The sequence below is a fragment of the Methanobrevibacter sp. genome (genome assembly GCF_015062935.1).
GTDB lineage: Archaea > Methanobacteriota > Methanobacteria > Methanobacteriales > Methanobacteriaceae > Methanocatella.
Genome location: NZ_SUTM01000017.1, coordinates 37,763 through 55,461, shown reverse-complemented (window position 1 = coordinate 55,461; position 17,699 = coordinate 37,763). Strand labels below are relative to the sequence as shown.

At 34.3% G+C, this 17,699-nt stretch carries 24 protein-coding genes; 9 read left to right on the top strand and 15 right to left on the bottom strand.

Annotated features, from left to right (window positions below; genetic code table 11):
• The 5 genes from E7Z81_RS08785 to E7Z81_RS08765 form a co-directional block, all read right to left on the bottom strand.
• A partial coding sequence (locus tag E7Z81_RS08785; protein WP_292746480.1) for a helix-turn-helix domain-containing protein occupies positions 1-269 on the bottom strand: 269 nt, incomplete at its 3' end.
• A 275-nt stretch (positions 270-544) separates the two neighbouring features.
• Positions 545-748 carry a hypothetical protein gene (locus tag E7Z81_RS08780; protein WP_292746477.1) on the bottom strand — a complete coding sequence of 68 codons (204 nt, stop codon included), beginning with the start codon at positions 746-748 and terminating at the stop codon, positions 545-547.
• 2 nt (positions 749-750) lie between these two features.
• Positions 751-1,953 (bottom strand): hydroxymethylglutaryl-CoA reductase (NADPH), encoded by a 1,203-nt coding sequence (hmgA, locus tag E7Z81_RS08775; protein ID WP_292746475.1) that lies wholly within the window; start codon positions 1,951-1,953, stop codon positions 751-753.
• A complete protein-coding gene (gene sucD / locus E7Z81_RS08770) occupies positions 1,954-2,817 on the bottom strand; it encodes a succinate--CoA ligase subunit alpha (RefSeq protein WP_292746473.1) in 864 nt (287 codons plus the stop codon).
• Between the two features lie 12 nt (positions 2,818-2,829).
• On the bottom strand, positions 2,830-3,555 hold the full coding sequence (locus E7Z81_RS08765) for a hypothetical protein (protein WP_292746470.1): 726 nt from the start codon (positions 3,553-3,555) through the stop codon (positions 2,830-2,832).
• Positions 3,556-3,696: 141 nt separating this feature from the next.
• Between E7Z81_RS08765 and aroD the strand changes: the two genes are divergently transcribed.
• Complete coding sequence (gene aroD / locus E7Z81_RS08760; protein WP_292746467.1) at positions 3,697-4,374, top strand: type I 3-dehydroquinate dehydratase; 678 nt, start codon at positions 3,697-3,699, stop codon at positions 4,372-4,374.
• Between the two features lie 4 nt (positions 4,375-4,378).
• Entirely contained in the window at positions 4,379-4,981 is a 603-nt protein-coding gene (locus E7Z81_RS08755) for a S24 family peptidase (RefSeq protein ID WP_292746464.1), read from the top strand.
• Between the two features lie 334 nt (positions 4,982-5,315).
• Here E7Z81_RS08755 and E7Z81_RS08750 read toward each other — a convergent pair whose 3' ends face one another.
• Positions 5,316-5,654 carry a P-II family nitrogen regulator gene (locus E7Z81_RS08750; protein ID WP_292746462.1) on the bottom strand — a complete coding sequence of 113 codons (339 nt, stop codon included), beginning with the start codon at positions 5,652-5,654 and terminating at the stop codon, positions 5,316-5,318.
• Between the two features lie 11 nt (positions 5,655-5,665).
• Positions 5,666-6,883, bottom strand: a complete 1,218-nt coding sequence (locus E7Z81_RS08745) for an ammonium transporter (protein ID WP_292746460.1) — start codon at positions 6,881-6,883, stop codon at positions 5,666-5,668.
• Between the two features lie 274 nt (positions 6,884-7,157).
• Between E7Z81_RS08745 and E7Z81_RS08740 the strand changes: the two genes are divergently transcribed.
• From E7Z81_RS08740 to E7Z81_RS08715, 6 genes are read left to right on the top strand one after another with little or no spacing between them, the layout of a single operon-like run.
• On the top strand, positions 7,158-7,451 hold the full coding sequence (locus E7Z81_RS08740; protein WP_292746457.1) for a hypothetical protein: 294 nt from the start codon (positions 7,158-7,160) through the stop codon (positions 7,449-7,451).
• Position 7,452: 1 nt separating this feature from the next.
• Positions 7,453-8,679, top strand: coding sequence for an HD domain-containing protein (locus E7Z81_RS08735; RefSeq protein ID WP_292746484.1), 1,227 nt, complete (start codon positions 7,453-7,455; stop codon positions 8,677-8,679).
• An 8-nt stretch (positions 8,680-8,687) separates the two neighbouring features.
• Positions 8,688-9,236 (top strand): UbiX family flavin prenyltransferase, encoded by a 549-nt coding sequence (locus E7Z81_RS08730; protein ID WP_292746455.1) that lies wholly within the window; start codon positions 8,688-8,690, stop codon positions 9,234-9,236.
• Positions 9,237-9,800 (top strand): precorrin-6Y C5,15-methyltransferase (decarboxylating) subunit CbiT, encoded by a 564-nt coding sequence (gene cbiT, locus E7Z81_RS08725; protein ID WP_292746452.1) that lies wholly within the window; start codon positions 9,237-9,239, stop codon positions 9,798-9,800.
• A gap of 20 nt (positions 9,801-9,820) precedes the next feature.
• A complete protein-coding gene (locus tag E7Z81_RS08720; protein WP_292746449.1) occupies positions 9,821-10,585 on the top strand; it encodes a hypothetical protein in 765 nt (254 codons plus the stop codon).
• An 18-nt stretch (positions 10,586-10,603) separates the two neighbouring features.
• Positions 10,604-11,233 (top strand): molybdenum cofactor guanylyltransferase, encoded by a 630-nt coding sequence (locus tag E7Z81_RS08715; RefSeq protein ID WP_292746446.1) that lies wholly within the window; start codon positions 10,604-10,606, stop codon positions 11,231-11,233.
• Here E7Z81_RS08715 and rrp42 read toward each other — a convergent pair.
• From rrp42 to E7Z81_RS08675, 8 genes are all read right to left on the bottom strand, one after another.
• On the bottom strand, positions 11,230-12,015 hold the full coding sequence (gene rrp42, locus E7Z81_RS08710) for an exosome complex protein Rrp42 (RefSeq protein ID WP_292746443.1): 786 nt from the start codon (positions 12,013-12,015) through the stop codon (positions 11,230-11,232). The genes E7Z81_RS08715 and rrp42 overlap by 4 nt on opposite strands.
• Before the next feature lie 12 nt (positions 12,016-12,027).
• Positions 12,028-12,723, bottom strand: a complete 696-nt coding sequence (rrp41, locus tag E7Z81_RS08705; RefSeq protein ID WP_292746482.1) for an exosome complex exonuclease Rrp41 — start codon at positions 12,721-12,723, stop codon at positions 12,028-12,030.
• A 36-nt stretch (positions 12,724-12,759) separates the two neighbouring features.
• Positions 12,760-13,701 carry an exosome complex RNA-binding protein Rrp4 gene (gene rrp4 / locus E7Z81_RS08700; RefSeq protein WP_292746440.1) on the bottom strand — a complete coding sequence of 314 codons (942 nt, stop codon included), beginning with the start codon at positions 13,699-13,701 and terminating at the stop codon, positions 12,760-12,762.
• 26 nt (positions 13,702-13,727) lie between these two features.
• A complete protein-coding gene (locus E7Z81_RS08695; RefSeq protein WP_292746437.1) occupies positions 13,728-14,429 on the bottom strand; it encodes a ribosome assembly factor SBDS in 702 nt (233 codons plus the stop codon).
• Between the two features lie 31 nt (positions 14,430-14,460).
• Positions 14,461-15,252 carry an archaeal proteasome endopeptidase complex subunit alpha gene (psmA, locus tag E7Z81_RS08690; protein ID WP_292746434.1) on the bottom strand — a complete coding sequence of 264 codons (792 nt, stop codon included), beginning with the start codon at positions 15,250-15,252 and terminating at the stop codon, positions 14,461-14,463.
• 240 nt (positions 15,253-15,492) lie between these two features.
• Entirely contained in the window at positions 15,493-15,849 is a 357-nt protein-coding gene (locus tag E7Z81_RS08685) for an Rpp14/Pop5 family protein (RefSeq protein WP_292746431.1), read from the bottom strand.
• Positions 15,839-16,549 carry a ribonuclease P protein component 3 gene (gene rnp3, locus E7Z81_RS08680; RefSeq protein WP_292746428.1) on the bottom strand — a complete coding sequence of 237 codons (711 nt, stop codon included), beginning with the start codon at positions 16,547-16,549 and terminating at the stop codon, positions 15,839-15,841. The genes E7Z81_RS08685 and rnp3 overlap by 11 nt, the downstream gene beginning before the upstream one ends.
• Positions 16,550-16,618: 69 nt before the next feature.
• Positions 16,619-17,245, bottom strand: a complete 627-nt coding sequence (locus E7Z81_RS08675) for a zinc ribbon domain-containing protein (protein WP_292746425.1) — start codon at positions 17,243-17,245, stop codon at positions 16,619-16,621.
• Positions 17,246-17,405: 160 nt separating this feature from the next.
• On the opposite strand from E7Z81_RS08675, the gene E7Z81_RS08670 reads away from it, so the two are divergent.
• Positions 17,406-17,699 (top strand): winged helix-turn-helix domain-containing protein, encoded by a 294-nt coding sequence (locus E7Z81_RS08670; RefSeq protein ID WP_292746422.1) that lies wholly within the window; start codon positions 17,406-17,408, stop codon positions 17,697-17,699.

The window sequence follows — 17,699 nt, the reverse complement described above, 5'->3', positions numbered from 1 at the left end:
TGCTGCAATGTGCTAGATTCACTGTCATATAAAAATGGATATTCCTTTTTCAACATTGTTAACATTGTATTGAATGTAGTTTGATTGCATTTTAGCCTTGTATAACCATGTTGTTTAAATAATTCAAAGGTTTCCTGGTATTCTGTTAATAAATTATTCCAAACAAATCTAACATTACCCAGACTCCGATTAAATTTATCCGCCATAACCTTATCAGGATACAACTTAACCCTCAAACCTTCATTAACAATAATACACTCATCTAACATGAAAAAACACATCAAAATATCTATTATATTTCAACTAATTTTTGAACACAAAATATAATATATCAACCGACAATATATAAAGAATAAGCGAGAGCATTTGATAACTAACTGCTCTTTTTGTGCAATTCATCCTCGACTTGAAGAAGTCAAGGTATTCTTGCACCATTTAGATAAAAATAGTTTACAAATCAAAAAAAAAAGCCATAAAAATCCTTTGATTCAGGAGTTTAAAATTATATAATGGAATCATACAAATTTATGTATGAATCCTACTACTAATCAAAAAAAGCCATGAACTCCTTTGATTCAGGAGTTTCACTGAATTCATTAATGAAATCTTTTAAATCATTGATGAATTCTTCTTTTCTTTCATCTAAATCTTTAATTTGAGAATAATCCTTCTTAACAGATATTTCCATAATAAAATCATCTGTTTCGAGGGTAATTTGAGGACATAATTCATCTAAAGGGTCATCCATTTTTATCCTCTTCCAAGTTCCTGGTGAGCTCTTGCAAGGTGTCCTGCTGCCAGTGCTCCGACAAGTGACAGTTCACCTGCCAAAACTGTTGATGCAACGATTTCTGCAAATTCACGGGCATGATTTGAACCTGCAACACCTAGAATCTCCAATCCTTCATGTGCGACTTCCAGACTTGTTCCTCCACCGACTGTTGCCACAGGCAAGTCCGGCAAGTTAACTGAGAAATACAAGTCCCCATTTCTGTTTTCAGCTGTAGTAATTCCAAGAGATCCTTCAACAACATGGGCGGCATCCTGGCCGGTTGCTAAAAATATTGCTGCAACCATGTTTGCATAATGAGCATTATATGCCATGGCTCCACTTGCTGCGGAACCTATAAGGTTTTTAGCTGTGTTTACTTCAACGATTGCATCTGCAGTGGTTTTAAGTTTCTTTTCCACGATTTCTTCAGGTATCAATATATCTGCAACTACGCTTTTTCCTCTTCCTTCAACAATGTTTATAGCTGCAGGTTTTTTGTCAACACATACATTACCGCTTAATGCAATGTGTGTTGCAGTGGTTTCCTGTGAGAGCTTATCGAGGATTTTTTCAGAAGCTATTGTAACCATATTCATTCCCATACTGTCACCGGTTGAGAAAACAAATCTTGGGTATACATAGCTTCCAACGATTAAGATAGGATCAATTTTTAACAGTTTACCGTGTGAAGTTGTACTTTCAGCCAGTTGTTTTAACTCATCGAAATTATCAATAAACCATTGTCTGATTTTTAAGGCTTCACCTGCATTTTCACATTTGATTGCAGGTGCACGGGTCATGCAATCTGAAACAACTCTTGCATTAACGCCTCCGGAAGCAGTTATTGTGGATGCTCCCCTATTTATTGATGCGACTAATGCTCCTTCGGAAGTTGCCAATGGAACAAATACTTCTCTTTTGCAGTGTTCACCATTTATTTTTAATGGGCCTGCAATACCCATAGGCAGCTGCAGTACTCCAATTGAGTTTTCAATATTTCTTGCTGAAGCCCTTTCCATATCAAGAGTGTAATTTGAAATATTATCCAGTTTCAGGTCATATTTCTGTTCAATAAATTCTCTTCTGATATCAGTTGCTTCTTTGGCTGAAACTTCTTTATCAACCTGATAAAGCTTCATTTCGCCTTTTAATAATTTATCAATAATTTCCTGATTTGACATCTACATTACCTTTCTAAGTAATTCTACAATTTCAGATGGTTTTTTAGCTACTTCAACACCAGCTTCATTTAATGCTTTGGTTTTACTTGCAACAGTACCTGAAGAACCTTGAATGATAGCTCCGGCGTGTCCCATTCTTTTGCCCGGAGGTGCAGTTCTTCCTGCAATGTATGATACAACCGGTTTTGACATTTCTTCAGCAATATATTTACCTGCTCTTTCTTCAGCAGTTCCTCCGATTTCACCGATTAAAACAACTGCATCAGTTTGGTCATCCTTGTCAAATCTTTTCAGGATATCAACATAATTGTCCCCGGTTACTGGGTCTCCACCTATACCGACAGCAGTACTTTGACCTATTCCTGCATTGGTTAATTCGCTAGCTATTTCATATGTTAATGTACCGCTTCTGGAAATTACACCAACATTACCTTCAGAAAAGATATGTGTAGGCATGATACCTAATTTACCGACACCTGGTGAAATGATTCCAGGAGTGTTTGGTCCGATAATGGTGGTTCCCATCTCTTTTGCATATGCCATGATTTTCATACTGTCATGTACTGGAATATGCTCTGAAATAATTACTACTAAATCTAAGTGTCTTATTGCTTCAAAAGCAGCGTCTTTTGCAAATCTTGCAGGTACAAAAATAATTGAAGCATTTACATCCACTTCTTCGATAGCTTCTTCCATTGAATTGAAAATCGGTACCTGGTCTAAGAATTTTTGACCGCCTTTTCCAGGGGTAAGACCTGCAACAATATTAGTATTGTATTTTAACATTTGTTCTGTGTGGAATGAACCTTGTTTACCGGTTATTCCTTGAACTAAACATTTTGTATCTTCATTTAATAAAATCATGATTTTATACTCCTATCTTAAAATTCTAGTTTTGTTTTCAAACGGAACAGCCAAATCAATTACATTACCGTTCATAAATGCAGTGGCTGAAAATATTACACTGCCCGGCAATACATTGCAGGTTGTTCCTCTTTTAACTAAATAAGTATTTTTATTTCCAAGTACAGCTCCAATCATTGCGCCTGCTATTACACCAATATGCTCTATGTTTTCAACAGTAGCTACAACAACAGGATCGTCGGTTTCCGGTGAAACGTAACCTACTCCAGGTATCTTTCTTGTTTTTGGCTCTATCAAATCAGATACATCTGTCATATTTTTCATTCCTTTGGCAGCTTCAATCGCTGAATTTGCGGCATCCGCTACAAAAGATTCTCCCCCATATGTATCGAAACCTAAAACAATGGCATCAGGATATCTGTCTGGCCTAATATTTGCTTCGGCATAGGAAATCCCTTCACCTGCATCATCCGGATTATCAGAAATTCCGGACAGGTCACCTAAGTTTTCTGCACTCTCTTTTAAAACATTAACAATACCTTCATTAATAGATTCAAGCAGATCGTCTTCAACAAATGCACTTACTACAACATCGTCTCCTGTGACATTTGTTAATGCAACATCCCTTGCACCTAATTCTTTTACTTTGTAAAGGTTGTTTTCAATAGTTTCTACTAGCTTAGTACTGCAAGACACATCATTTTTTGATATATCCGCACCTATAGCTGTAATTTTCAAATTAACACCTTTTAAAATTGATTAAATAAATGAATAAAATATAAATATTTTATTGGTATATATTTTGTTTTTTAATTTATATAAATATTAACCGTTATTTAAGAAAGTATTAATTAATAGTAAAATAATATATACTAACTAATGTATTCACAAACTAAAATTGCAATTCCTATCTTTCAGGAAAATTGCCGTGACGTTATTGAAGTAGCTAACGACTGCATTGAAAAGGGTGCAGATGTATTGGAATTTAGAATTGATGGTCTTAAAAATCCAAATATTGATGAAATTAAAAGCACAATTGAAGAAATCAACTTTCCAATGATAGCTACAAATAGAATTAACTCAGAAGGCGGATCTTTTAAGGGAACAGAAGAAGAAAGGTTCAATATATTATATGAATGCTGCGATCTGGTTGAATATGTCGATATAGAACTGCAAAGCAGCGACGAATACATTGAAAAAATCCATAATACAGGTGTTAAAACCATTGTTTCTTACCATGATTTTGAAAAAACTCCTGATTTGAATGAAATTACATATATAGTTGATAAGGAACATCAATTGGGAGATATTGCAAAAGTTGCTTTCATGCCTCAGAATCTGGAAGACACTTTAACAATACTTGCTGTCCTTTCACACTGCAAAGACACAATTGCAATCTCCATGGGAGATTTGGGAAGTTACACCAGAGTCATGGCATCCAAATTCGATTCACCGATTACTTTTGCGGCCGGAACCGATGTTACAGCACCCGGACAGATTGACATAGAAACAATGAAAGCTCTTTTAAATATGGATTTAAATATCATGGACGAGTGAAAAAATGGCTAAAAAAATTATTTTAGCATTAATCATACTTATTTTAATTGCTTTTTTAGCGTTGACATTTTTAGGCAATGATAGCGTCGATGTTTTCATTGACGGGGAGAATGTCAGCGTCAGTACCAGTACCCTTTCACAAATTGACAGGGATTCACTGAATCAGGACATTTGTGATTTGGCCATACATGCAATGAACGACACCTCCTCAAATGCAAGTACCTTGAAAAGTGAAATCAGAGACACTTGCAGCAAATACAGACTTGAGGATGTGGAAATCAACATAGATTCCACACTGGGTGAAAATCAGATTCCGGTCATTGTTCATGTGGATGGAACATCAATGCTTCCTACCCTGCAGGACGGTCAAAGCGTTCTTGTAAATAAAACCCACAATGTCCATGTTGGGGATATTGTTGTAGCTGAATCTGATGAATATGGCGGAATCATAAAAAGAGTTAGTGACATTAACGGTGATTCAATATATCTGACAAGCGACAACAAGGACATTTCCTATGAATACATTAACGGCAATCTGTACGAAATAAAAGGAATCACCACATGGGTTGACTTTTCAGACATTAACGGTGTCGTTATCAAATATTAGATATATATCATCAAAAGAATTTAACCCTAAAAATTGAAATCCTTAACGTTAATGTAAAAACAGTATAATATTATTAATATATTATTTAATGAATTAAAAATAATCAGGACTAATTTTAATATGGAAAAGGATGACAGATTGAATATCATCCTCTTCAATAAGTTAATTTGGTATTTATTATCTATTAAAAGATAATCGTGAATGTAATTAAAAATAATAATACCGGTTGATAATCAAGAGAAGTTATTAATTATAGCATATTTTGAAAGTGTTTACATTATTACCTTTAATTACATTAGGAGATTGGGCTTCCATAATAATTTAAAGAAAAAATTCAAACTGCATTATCACCTTCTTCTCCAGTTCTGATTCTTATTACATTATCCATCGGATAGATAAATATTTTACCGTCACCTATATTTCCGGTATAGGCTCCTTTTTTAATGGCATCAACTATTGCATCAACACCTTCTTCTTTTACGACAATTTCAATACGGGTTTTAGGAATCAGATCTATACAGTAGCTGGATCCCCTATAAGATTCTCTGATTCCTCTTTGACTTCCTCTTCCTTTAACTTCAGAAACGTTCATCCCTTCACATCCGACTTCAATAAGGGCATCTTTAACGTCTGTGAACTTTTCCTCTCTTATAATTGCTACAACGCTTTTCATATAAATTTCTCCTATGAGTTGAAGTTGTATGCAGATTCTTTGTGGAGATTTGAATCAAGACCTCCTATTTCATCTGATTCATCCACTCTGATACCGTCCATTGCTTTGTCTAATAGTTTAGCTAAAATGTAGCTTACAACAAATGCATATACAATAGTAGCTATTACACTTATAATTTGAACAACTACCTGATTAGGGTTTCCGTATAAGAGTCCTGCAGTTCCTCCGATTGCAGGAACAGCAAATATTCCTGTTGCTATTGCTCCCCATACTCCAGACATTCCATGTATGCCCCATGCATCCAAAGCATCGTCATATCCGAGTTTCGGTTTCATGTAATTGATTGCAAAGTATGAAACTACTGGAGCTACGGCACCGATTACTAAAGCACCGAATACATCAACAAAACCTGCTGCAGGAGTAATACCTACAAGACCTGCAACTGCACCGGATATAGCACCTAAAACTGTAGGTTTTCCAATAGTGAAAGTATCTATTAAAGTCCATACGATTAAACCTACTGCAGCCGCTACGTTTGATACTATAATTGCATTTGCAGCAAGTCCGTCAGCTGCAAGACCTGATCCTCCATTGAATCCCATCCATCCAAACCACAAGAGTGCGGCTCCTAAAACAGCATATCCGAGGTTATGTGGAATCAGTGCAGTATTTTTCCTTTTACCTAATACCAAAGCGACAGCCAATGCGGAAATACCTGAATTCATATGAACTACAGCACCTCCTGCAAAGTCAAGTGCACCCATCTGCATGAGCCATCCTCCTCCCCATACCCAGTGGGCAATAGGGACATATACAAGGCAGGCCCATAGTGCAGCAAAAACAACCCAAGCTTTTGTTTTCATCCTGCCAACTAGGGCACCAGACATGATTGCGCAGGTCAGCCCTGCAAAGGCACACTGAAACATTACAAATAGTAATGTTGGTATAGTACCGTTTAAATCATCCAAACCGATTCCCTGCAGGAAGAAGTTGGTCGGTGATCCTATTAATCCGTTAATGTCACTTCCAAATGCAAATTGATAACCAAATATTACCCATATAACACTGATTATTGAAAATGCTATGAAAGTTAAAAATATTGTATTTAAGACATTCTTACGTTTACTTAATCCTCCATAAAAAAATGCGACTGCCGGAATACTCATTAGAAGAACTAAAAGAGTACATATTAAAATCCAGGCAGTGTCACCAGCACTAAACATATCCATTATATCATTCTCAAAAATTTTTTTAACATAGTCGGAAGTATACTGTCGGAAGTATACTTCCGATATATAATGATAATCTTCCACAATATATAAAAGTTTCGTAAGAAAAAAATTACAAATTAAAAATTGTAAAAAAAATAATGAAATTAAATCAAAATTTAGATAAGAAATAGATTAAAATCTATTTAAATAAGTAAAGATTAAATAATAGCTTTTAAAAAAAATAATAATAGTATAGTTTAAATTTTTAAACAAAATAAATAAAAGTGTTATTATGAAAGAGTCAGTAAAAGCAAATTTGATAATATTTTTAATAATTGCCGTTTTAGCATTTGTTATCAGCAGCGCTTTTGCAAGTTTAACAATTGTTGAAAAAACCGACTCTTACAAATTAAGTTCAATTGAAAATGACTCCTTTGAACCCAATTACATTGAGGAAGTTCCGACAATCATGCCTAAAGTTGAAACAAACCTCACAAACAACACTACCGAAACAAATACCACAGTAACCGATGACAACTGGACGGACATATTGAATGAAACAATCGAAGAATGGGATGATTGGTAAAATGACTGAAAAGAAAAAGTTTATCAGAGACAGTGTCTATGGAGATATTAGTTTAGACAAATTTGAAGAAAGAATCATGGATATGCCCCAATTCCAACGTTTAAGAAGAATTAAACAATTAGGATTAATCAGCCTGATTTATCCCGGAGCTACACACACAAGATTCGAACACTGTGTGGGAACCATGAATTTAGGATCCAAACTGGCAACGGAACTCGATTTGACACAGGATGAGATTGAATTAGTTCGAACATCCGCACTGCTGCATGATGTCGGTCACGGCCCATTTTCACACGTATCCGAAGGAGTATTGTCATTTCCACATGAAGAACTGACCAAATATGTCGTTACTGAAACTTCCATGAGGGATTTGCTTGAAGAAAAATTCGACGTTAATGATATAGTTGATATTGTAAACGGAAAAGGTTATCTCGGACCTATCGTTTCCGGAGAGCTTGATGTGGACAGAATGGATTATCTTTTAAGGGATTCCCACAATACCGGAGTGGCCTACGGAGTCATAGATTATGAAAGGATAATATCCAACTTAAGTCTTGATGACGGGCTGATTTTAGACATCAAAGGAGTTCAGGCCGCTGAAGGAGCATTAGTATCAAGATATTTCATGTATCCGAGTGTATATCAACACCACACAACAAGAATCGTCAATTCCATGTTTAGAAGAGCATTGAAAAGGGTCATCGATGAAGACATCATCAATGAAAATGACATTTACAAATACGATGATGCAGACATTATCGGAATATTCAGACACTGCGAAAACAACTTCGTCAATGACATTATGGCAAGACTTGATAACCGCCGCATCATGAAAAGAGTAAAAACCATACGGCTTGATAACTTCAAATACCCTGAAAAAATGTATAAAATAGAAGCAAGCCAGCTGAGAAAAGCTGAAGAGGAAATAGCTGAAGATTATGGAATCGACAAGGATTATGTGTTTATAAATATAGCTGAATATCCTCGTTTTGACGAAATGAAAACTCAAGTAAGTGTTGAAGGCAAACTGTTCCCATTGACAGAAATTTCAAATATTATAGGAGCATTAAGTAAAGCCCGATTCAACATACCAGACATTAGCGTTTACGTTCCCGAAGAGGAAAAGGTTAAGTTTGGCAAATTCAAATTGGACAATTATCTTGATTTACCTGAAATTGATAGAGAAAAATTCCATGGTATTCATTATGACCAAATAAAACTATTCTAGGAGATAAAATGATAGTAATTGCAATTACAGGTGCCAGTGGAGTAATATATGGAATAAGATTACTTGAAGCATTGAAAGAACTGAAAATAGAAAATAGTTTAATTATTAGTGATGCTGCAAAGACAGTGATAAACTCAGAAACCGACTATAAAATAGAAGGCATTATTGATTTAGCCGACAATTACTATGATTTCAATGACCTTACAGCTTCCGTAAACAGCGGATCATTTAAAGCGGACGGACTGGTTATCGTGCCATGTTCCATGAAAACATTATCCTCAATTGCCAACGGCTATGGGGCAAATACAATTACAAGAGTGGCAGATGTAAGTCTTAAAGAAAGAAGACCTACCATTATTGTTCCCCGTGAAACTCCGCTTAGAAGCATTCATCTGCAGAACATGCTAACATTATCACAAGAAGGAGCTATAATTTTACCTGCAATGCCTGGATTTTATTCAAATCCTAAAACCCTTGATGACCAAATCGATTTTATTGTCGGGAAAATTCTAGACTCATTAAAAATTGAAAATAATTTATTTAAAAGGTGGGAATAAATGTTAGAAGATAAGGATTTTATTAAATCCTGTGACGTACCCGGACCAACAAAAGAAGCAATAAGAGCTATACTGCTGTATAAATCTGAAGTGACTGAAAAAGACAAGGTGGTGGATTGCGGATGTGGAACCGGAGGACTTACATGTGAATTTTCCCAGAGAGCACGTGAAGTCATATCCATTGACACAAACCCTGAAGCCATTGAAGTTACCATCAGAAATCTTGAAAAATTTGGACTGGGAGACAATGTCACACTGATTAATGATGACGGGGCCAATGCCCTTAAAGATATTGACGACATTGACATTGCCGTTGTTGGGGGAAGCGGCAGACAACTGGAAAATATCTTGGACATCGTTGATGAAAAATTAAATTCAAAAGGAAGAATTATAATTACAGCAATACTGGTTGACACTAAAGTCGAAGCGATAAATAAACTTAAAGATTTAGGATATAATCCTAAGATTATGGAAGTAAACGTTTCCAATGGACGGGTTTTAGATCGTGGAATACTGATGATTAGTGAAAACCCAATAGCTATAATTACCGCTAAAAAAAGATAAAAAAAACGGAGATTATAAATATGAGTGAGCGATTAAGCTGGAAAGCGAAATTTTCCATTTTAATGATTATTTTAATAATTATTATCTACGGATCAAACTATCTCGTATTGGGAGATGCCGAACATATCATTTCCTATATATGGACACATTTAGGTTTCATTCCTGTAGATATACTTATTGTAGCATTTTTACTTGATGAAATTATCGAAAGAAAAGAAAAAGAAGCAATGCTTGAAAAATTGGATATGCTAATGAGCACATTCTTTTCTGAAGTTGGAAATGACTTAATCAACCAATTGAGTACAGTCAACAAATATAAGGCAAGTACAGAAAACTTAAAATCCATCAAAAACTGGAACGATGCCGATTATGAAAATAAATTAAACGAACTTGAAAATTCAAATGTTGATTTTTCAGCAATGGACATTCCGCTTGAAAAAAGAGAAGAGTTTTTAGAAGATTTAAGAACACTGCTTGCAGGCAAAAGAGAATTCATCATTAATTTAATTAACAATCCAAATTTACTTGAAAAAGAAGAGTTCACTGGTCTGATTAATGCCATTCTTCACCTGGATGAAGAACTGGAACACAGGCAAAAACTAGATTTGGTTACTAATTCCGATTTTGCGCACCTCAATGGAGACATGCAAAGAGTATATGAAAAATTAGTGTATGAATGGGTATATTATCTAAGATACCTCAACAAGCATTATCCATATATGATTGCATTGATAATACGTACAAATCCATTTGATGAAACAGCAAGCGTATACGTTACAGAATAATATCATGGAAGGTTTAATATGAGTAATGAAAATAAAAACAATGAAAATATTAAATCTTGCATTATTCTATGTGGAGGCAAAAGCAGTAGAATGGGGCGTGATAAAGGATCTATGATTATTCAGGATAAACCTATGATTAAACACATCCTTTCTACTTTAAACCACCAGATAGATGAAGTCATAATCCTTTTAAATGACCAGACCAGAATTGAAAAATACGGCGAATTCATAAATCCAAATGATTATGCATATACACTGAAATTTGTTGAAGACAAAATTAAAAACAAAGGCCCGATGCCTGGAATAATGACAGGATTATCCAACATTAAAGGCAAATATTCACTGATTCTACCTTGCGACAGCCCTTACGTTACCAAAAACTATATAAACACTATTTTTAAAGAAATTGATGAAAATTTTGATGCTGTTGTACCATATCATGACCCTGAAATGAAACTTAAAACATCAGAACCACTTCATTCAATCTACAGCAGAGACATTGTTGAAACAATTGAAAATCTGATAAATGATGATGTTTTGCACATTAAAGGGCTGATTGAAAAAATAGATACAAAATTTGTTTTAATAGATAATAAAAAAATAGAAAAAAAAGAATTTAGAAATCTTAATCGTCCTTCAGACATTTAAAGATATTCTATTAACTCTTTTACTTTTCCTATTGCAGTATTTACACAGTAGAGAATTTCATCTTTGGTCAATGGTTTTTCTCCGCCTTTTTGCATTGAGCAGATGTGACCATCTTTTGTAACACCAACATTCAAACGAGCACTTGCTACTCTTTCTTCATCCAATGTTGGGTCAATGACCATTTTGTCACCAATTTTAACGAAAGTACATAAAGCTAATTCATTGTTAATTGGTAAATCGAAAGTTTCATCTTCACTTAAGACAACTTCTTCATCAACTATGCTTGCAACAGGTAATTTAGTGGATTTTAATGCAGCCATTACAGCTAATTCACATGCATCAAAAAGGTTTCCGCAGTTATCGATAATGTGCAAGTCAATGAATAACATCCAGACATGTTTTCCTTCTTCAACGCATAATTTATCCAATTCCACCAATTCACTTTCACGAATACCCCTGTCAACTACACGTGCAAGTTCGATTGAATCTTCACTAGGTGGTCCTGGTTCAAAGTTAGGATCAGCCATTGGTAACATTTCACAATTAGTCATTAAAACTCCTAAATCAGGAGTGTCAGGGAATGGGCTTCCAAGTTGTGGTTTAATACCTACAATAACTTGAGTTCCACCAAGAGTTACACGAGCAGAACCTTCAGCTTTAGAAATGACATTAGTTTCAATAGTAATATCCCTATATTCAGTTAATTGTCTGCCATCTTCTCTTTTATCATTTTTGGCAAGATTATAAATACTTTGTCTTGTAATTTCTGGTACTATATCCATATTATCCACCCACTATTCTGTAGAATACCTTTTCATTAAAGCTTCTTTTTGAAGTTCGCTCACTTGACGACATCCTTCCATAGCTAAATCGATTGCTTTTGCAAATTCTTCTTCAGTTAAATCACCGTCACTTTGCAGTAATGTGATTTCACCGGTTCTTGGCATCATAGCTATTGGAACATCAGCTTGTCCTTCCTTATCTTCAACTTCAGATAAATCAAGCACAATTTCATCATTTACTTTACCTGCAGCACAACCTACAACAATATCTTTCATAGGTATTCCTGCATCTACTAATGCAACAGAAGCTGCGGTAATTCCTGCACAACGAGTTCCTCCTTCTGCTTCAATTACTTCTATATAAATATCAATCATTGAACGAGGATAATTTTCTAACATTAATGCTGGTCTTAAAGCATCAGCAGTGATTTTAGAAATTTCGGAAGACCTTCTGTCTGGACCTGGTCTTTTTCTGTCATCTACTGAAAATGGTGCCATATTATATCTGCATCTAATTACACCAGTGTTTGGTTTTAATAGCCTCCTGATGTATGATTCCCTAGGACCATATACAGCTACTAAAATCTTATTTCCTCCAACTTCCAAATAAGCAGAACCATCTGCACGTTCAAGAACTCCTGCTTCAATTTTGATAGGACGTAATTCATCAAATTTCCTACCGTCTTCTCTTATCATATCAGACATTATATCTACCTCATTTAAACTACGAAGAATTAATAATCATTATTTATTATTCAAAATAAAAGAATTATTTGAGTTATCGCCATAAGATAAAGTATGATCCTTATTATTTTTCTTCTTTAATTCTTCAATAACTTCAGCAATATTTGGCTTATCTTCTTTTTGTTTATCTTCTTCAGGCTCTTCTTCTTCAGCCATTCTTTTTTCTTCAGCTTCTCTTTCTTCTTGTTCTAATTCTTCTTTAAAATTTTGAAGTTTAGGTTTTTCCAAAACAAATTCTTCTTCCTCTTGAGGTTCTTCTTCAGGTGGCAATTCACCGTCAATAGCCAAGTATAATTTGTTTTTAATTTTATTAGTTAAACCAGAAGTATGAGCCTCAGCCTCAATTAAATGAATAATATTTCTGGTAAGCTGTTCCATGTCTTCGTCTCCTTTTACCCAAACGAGACCGTTTTGACCAACGACAATTTTACATTTTGTTTTGTCCTTAATCATGTTAATCATAGAACCTTTTTTACCGATTAATCTAGGAACTTTAGTTGGAGCAATATCTACAATGATACCTCCTTTAAATTTACCCATTCCTCTTCCTTTTAAACCGAGTTTTGCCTTTTTGATTTCATCAACATCGACAACTCTTAAAAATAGAACATCCCCAACATCATATACTTTGTTGAGTTCTTTTTTCTCACGACCAAACACTTCAAAAGCAGGTAAAATTCCGGAATAAGGTGAATTGATGTCAACATCCCACATTGAGAATCTTACATCATTGATTTTACCTATTACAACATCTCCTTTTTTAGGAACATATTTACTTTTTAAAGGAATAACTCTGATTTTTTTATTCCTTAAAGAAACAAGCCCTATTAAAGAAGAGCAAATTTTACCATTTTCTTTAAAGGTACCTCTTCCTGAATAGTATTCATCGTCAGATAAAATCTGACCAGGAATTACTAAATCTTTATTTTCCACGTATATCATAATAATCCCATAAGCTTAATTAATTATTATTTAATAGTTCTAGTTTCTGCTTCTCCGCCTGAAATTTCAGCCATTTTTGCAGCAAAAGAATCTTGAAGACCACCAGGCATTTCAATAATACCAATCCAGGAGCCATCTTGTTGCCATTCTTCATTAATTATTTCACCGAAACCATGAATTACAGAATAAGCACCGCCTGCCGCAGATCCTGGGAGTCTAACAGCAACTTTAACTTTTTCAAACCTGATTGGAATAAGAGGTTTAATCGCTTTTAGAGCTGTTTGAACTTGTTGATCTACAGAAGTAAATGGATCAAATTTAACACGAGCCTCATCACATGCATTTTCAATTCTTTGAACAGGGTGAGGGAGACCATTTTGAGGATTTATAGCTTCTTTAGCTATTTTGTTAATAACCAATTTCCTTTTATCCTCTTGCATCTTTCTTTTTTGATCAGCAGTTAATTGAACAGTTCCTTTTTCAAGTATAATCTTGGAAACTTCAATAGGATCTGTAGTTTCAAATATTTTATTCATAGCTTCATCAGAAGCTTTATCTCCTTTTTTGGAGTCTTTAAAAATTTCTTCAACAGCTAAAAGATCTTCAATGGCAACATCAGGACCATCCGGATTTCTATAATCAGCTGCTAAATCAGGGTCAACCAATATTTCAAAATGTTCACCGCAATATTCATATTTAGCAATTATCGCCTCATCAACATTTACCATTGAAACATCCCCTAACTAGTTATTAAAATAATTATTCTTCGTCTTCTTCGGAATCTTCATCTGCTTCTTCTTCAGAAGCTTCTTCTTCCTCTTCTTCCTCTTCGACAAGTACTTCATCAATGTATTTTTGCACTTCGTCCGGAGAAAGTTTTACATATTTTCCATCATCACATTTAATGACAGCAATTTCAACATTTTTTGAAGTGGTTTCGTGATCGGTAGCGTCATTAATAGCAGTTAAAGCCAATTCAATAGCTCCGTCTAAAGTTAAGTCATCACTATATTTTTCTTCAAAAATATCCATAGCAGCATTTCTTCCTGAACCGATAGCGGTTGCTTTGTATTCGATTAATGCACCACTTGGGTCAGTTTCGAACAGTTTGCATTTGCCGTCATATACACCACCAATGATTAAAGCGGAACCGAATGGCCTTACTCCACCATTTTGGGTGTATAACTGTAACATGTCACATAGTTTTTTAGATAGGCTGTCAACACGGATAGGTTCGCTATAGGTTATTTTATTGATTTGTGCTTCAACTCTAGCTCTTTCCACTAAAGCTCTAGCATCTGCAACAAGACCTGAAGTAGCTGCTCCAATATGTTCATCTATTTTGAATATTTTTTCAATAGATGATGATTCTACTAAATTGGAAGTAGTTCTTTTATCTACAGCTAAAATTATTCCTTCAGAACTTTTTACACCTATAGATGTAGTTCCTCTTTTAACAGCTTCTCTTGCGTATTCTACTTGGAAAAGTCTTCCATCTGGGCTAAATACAGTAATAGCTCTATCATATCCAGCATTTTGTAAAGGTTGCATAATAATACCTCACATTCATATACAAATTTTATAAATATTAAAAATTTTAATTCAACTACGTTTTAAAAAAATATTATTTCAAAATCAAAACCAAATCTTCCATGAAAAGGCAAATTTTAATTTTAATCACTACATAGTAGTTTATTAAAATATTTTATATTCTTCATTCCATAAATCCAATTGTTATTTATATTAATATATTATTTATAAAGTTTTCTATTTTAAACTAACAAAAAGTAATTAAATGTATTTTTGTGATGCTTTGATAGTTCCTGACAACCCGATGGTCGTTATGGCAATCTTGCCATTGTTATACATATTGGCCAAAGCCAAAGCTGATCTGACCTCATCAACAAAACCCCTTTGACAGCGAACTATTGATTTGTAAGAATAATATTTCTCTGTTTTGTCCATTTCATAGAATTTCATAACCCATAAATTAAAATTGGCCGTATTAGCTTCCCCCTGAAACCTAACACATGAATCCCATATGATATTGACAAAATCATCCTTTGTGATTGGAGTTTGGATTTTTATTTCAACTGTAAGGTACCTGTTGTTCTTTCTAAGAGTTGGAGGCAATACCTTAAGCTTCATCACTGACCCTCCTAACCCCTTTTAAAATAAGGTTTTTTCTATCCCGGTTAAATTCCAAAATATTTTGAGCAGTTAAAAATGATTTATTTATTTCACCAGCCTCAAGACCGGTTTGCTTGAAAAATGCAATGAAATCATGAGTGGTTCTGATATCGAAAACGCTTTCGGCACGGCTTGACAAAATCAACGGGAAGTCGAACTTCCTGTATAATGTGTAAATATCCTTAAAGTTTGAAATTACCTTTGCCCTGTGAGCCAGATAACTTTTTAAAACATCCTTAAAGCATAACTCTATTGCAACATTGTTTCTGACTGATTCCTTTGCCAATACCTGATTTAATCCACTATCATACCTTCTCAGATATGGCCTTGATAAGACATCAATCTGAATGTTTTCCAAAACGGCACGGTTAACCTTCAAATCTCCACCGACAACTGAAATGCAGGAAGATTTATTTCTAAATTTACGTACAATCTTTCTTATCTCAGCAACATTATTTGATTTAATTTCCAAAGTATAATCAAAATCGATTGTTTTTTCTAAATTGTCATACAAATCCTGTTTAAATTCCAAAGCCTGTTTAAAATCATTCTGATTATAAGAAAAGTTAATATGGTTCCATCCATATTTAGAAGCTTCACAAGCCAAATCAATATTATCTTCTAGGCTACTTCCTTCAATATTTAAATCAAAAAACATAGTAGATACTTTATTACTTTATGTATTAATAATTTTTCAAAAAAAATAAAATAAGTGATTTAAAATCACCTATTGATAACGATAGAATTCAACTTCCCAGCTTACGGTTTCATAATAATCTATGGTAAATGTCTCAGAAGATGATGATGTGTAACTGAATGAATCAGACCTTGTTTCCACATCACTGTGTGAACCCCAATCAACGCCACCGGATTGACCATTGGATCCTGATACATACAAATGATTGGTTGCATAATTCTTAATTGGATATGCAGACAATTTTACCATTATCTGACCTGAAGGAACCTCAACAGTTTGAGAACCGGAACCTGAACCCGAATAAGTACCTATAATTTCCCAAGATTTGGATTTGGAACTTGAAGAACTTGTAGTTTGAGTTGAGGTACTTTGAGATTCCTGACTGTCATCACTTCCAGCATCCTGAGAAGCAGTGTCATTCTGCACGGCAGCATCACTGGAAACATCATTTGAATTCATTGACCCCGCAAAATAAGAAAGACCCGCAACAAGCATAATTATTACAATGACTAATGCTACAATCACGTATTTAGTTGTATTATTAGTCTCTTTTGGCCCTTCAGGGGGTGCGGGAGGTTGTTCTACAAATGATGCACCGCATTTTGTGCAAAACTTGGCAGTATCCTTATTTTCAAATCCACAATTTTCACATTTCATATTATCACATAAACGAAATAATAATATACTATTATTTTTGACACCACTTATATAATAAGTTAATTATTGTTTAAAATAGGTAAACAAGTGGTTAAAATAATTATATCAAAATAATAAACTGGTATAAAATATTTTATAGTATAAGTACATATATTCTATTATGTCAAATGAAAACGATGAGCTTTTGAAATTAACTTCATATGTTCAAATTTCCAAATATAGAGAAAAAACATTGAAATCAATTGGAGACGAAGTTAAAATACCAACTCACATCGCTCAAGACAGTGGAATTAGAACAAATCATATTTCAAAAGTCCTAAGCGAACTAAAAAGCAAAGAAATTGTTGAATGTATAAATGAAGAAGCTCGTAAAGGAAGACTATACCGTTTAACTGATACCGGAAAAGAAGTATTGGAAAGCATAGAAAAAAAAGAGCAAAAAAAGAAACAGTAA

Bases quoted from the DNA above. Each gene is read 5' to 3' on its own strand.
- E7Z81_RS08740 (WP_292746457.1), top strand. From the start codon at position 7,158: ATGAAAGAGTCAGTAAAAGCAAATTTGATAATATTTTTAATAATTGCC.
- E7Z81_RS08685 (WP_292746431.1), bottom strand. From the start codon at position 15,849: ATGAAGCTTAAGGTATTGCCTCCAACTCTTAGAAAGAACAACAGGTAC.
- E7Z81_RS08670 (WP_292746422.1), top strand. From the start codon at position 17,406: ATGTCAAATGAAAACGATGAGCTTTTGAAATTAACTTCATATGTTCAA.
- sucD (WP_292746473.1), bottom strand. From the start codon at position 2,817: ATGATTTTATTAAATGAAGATACAAAATGTTTAGTTCAAGGAATAACC.
- E7Z81_RS08735 (WP_292746484.1), top strand. From the start codon at position 7,453: ATGACTGAAAAGAAAAAGTTTATCAGAGACAGTGTCTATGGAGATATT.
- rnp3 (WP_292746428.1), bottom strand. From the start codon at position 16,549: ATGTTTTTTGATTTAAATATTGAAGGAAGTAGCCTAGAAGATAATATT.
- E7Z81_RS08715 (WP_292746446.1), top strand. From the start codon at position 10,604: ATGAGTAATGAAAATAAAAACAATGAAAATATTAAATCTTGCATTATT.
- E7Z81_RS08750 (WP_292746462.1), bottom strand. From the start codon at position 5,654: ATGAAAAGCGTTGTAGCAATTATAAGAGAGGAAAAGTTCACAGACGTT.
- rrp42 (WP_292746443.1), bottom strand. From the start codon at position 12,015: ATGGATATAGTACCAGAAATTACAAGACAAAGTATTTATAATCTTGCC.
- aroD (WP_292746467.1), top strand. From the start codon at position 3,697: ATGTATTCACAAACTAAAATTGCAATTCCTATCTTTCAGGAAAATTGC.
- psmA (WP_292746434.1), bottom strand. From the start codon at position 15,252: ATGCAACCTTTACAAAATGCTGGATATGATAGAGCTATTACTGTATTT.
- E7Z81_RS08755 (WP_292746464.1), top strand. From the start codon at position 4,379: ATGGCTAAAAAAATTATTTTAGCATTAATCATACTTATTTTAATTGCT.
- rrp4 (WP_292746440.1), bottom strand. From the start codon at position 13,701: ATGATATACGTGGAAAATAAAGATTTAGTAATTCCTGGTCAGATTTTA.
- E7Z81_RS08780 (WP_292746477.1), bottom strand. From the start codon at position 748: ATGGATGACCCTTTAGATGAATTATGTCCTCAAATTACCCTCGAAACA.
- E7Z81_RS08720 (WP_292746449.1), top strand. From the start codon at position 9,821: ATGAGTGAGCGATTAAGCTGGAAAGCGAAATTTTCCATTTTAATGATT.
- E7Z81_RS08675 (WP_292746425.1), bottom strand. From the start codon at position 17,245: ATGAAATGTGAAAATTGTGGATTTGAAAATAAGGATACTGCCAAGTTT.
- cbiT (WP_292746452.1), top strand. From the start codon at position 9,237: ATGTTAGAAGATAAGGATTTTATTAAATCCTGTGACGTACCCGGACCA.
- E7Z81_RS08730 (WP_292746455.1), top strand. From the start codon at position 8,688: ATGATAGTAATTGCAATTACAGGTGCCAGTGGAGTAATATATGGAATA.
- E7Z81_RS08745 (WP_292746460.1), bottom strand. From the start codon at position 6,883: ATGGATATGTTTAGTGCTGGTGACACTGCCTGGATTTTAATATGTACT.
- E7Z81_RS08695 (WP_292746437.1), bottom strand. From the start codon at position 14,429: ATGGTAAATGTTGATGAGGCGATAATTGCTAAATATGAATATTGCGGT.
- hmgA (WP_292746475.1), bottom strand. From the start codon at position 1,953: ATGTCAAATCAGGAAATTATTGATAAATTATTAAAAGGCGAAATGAAG.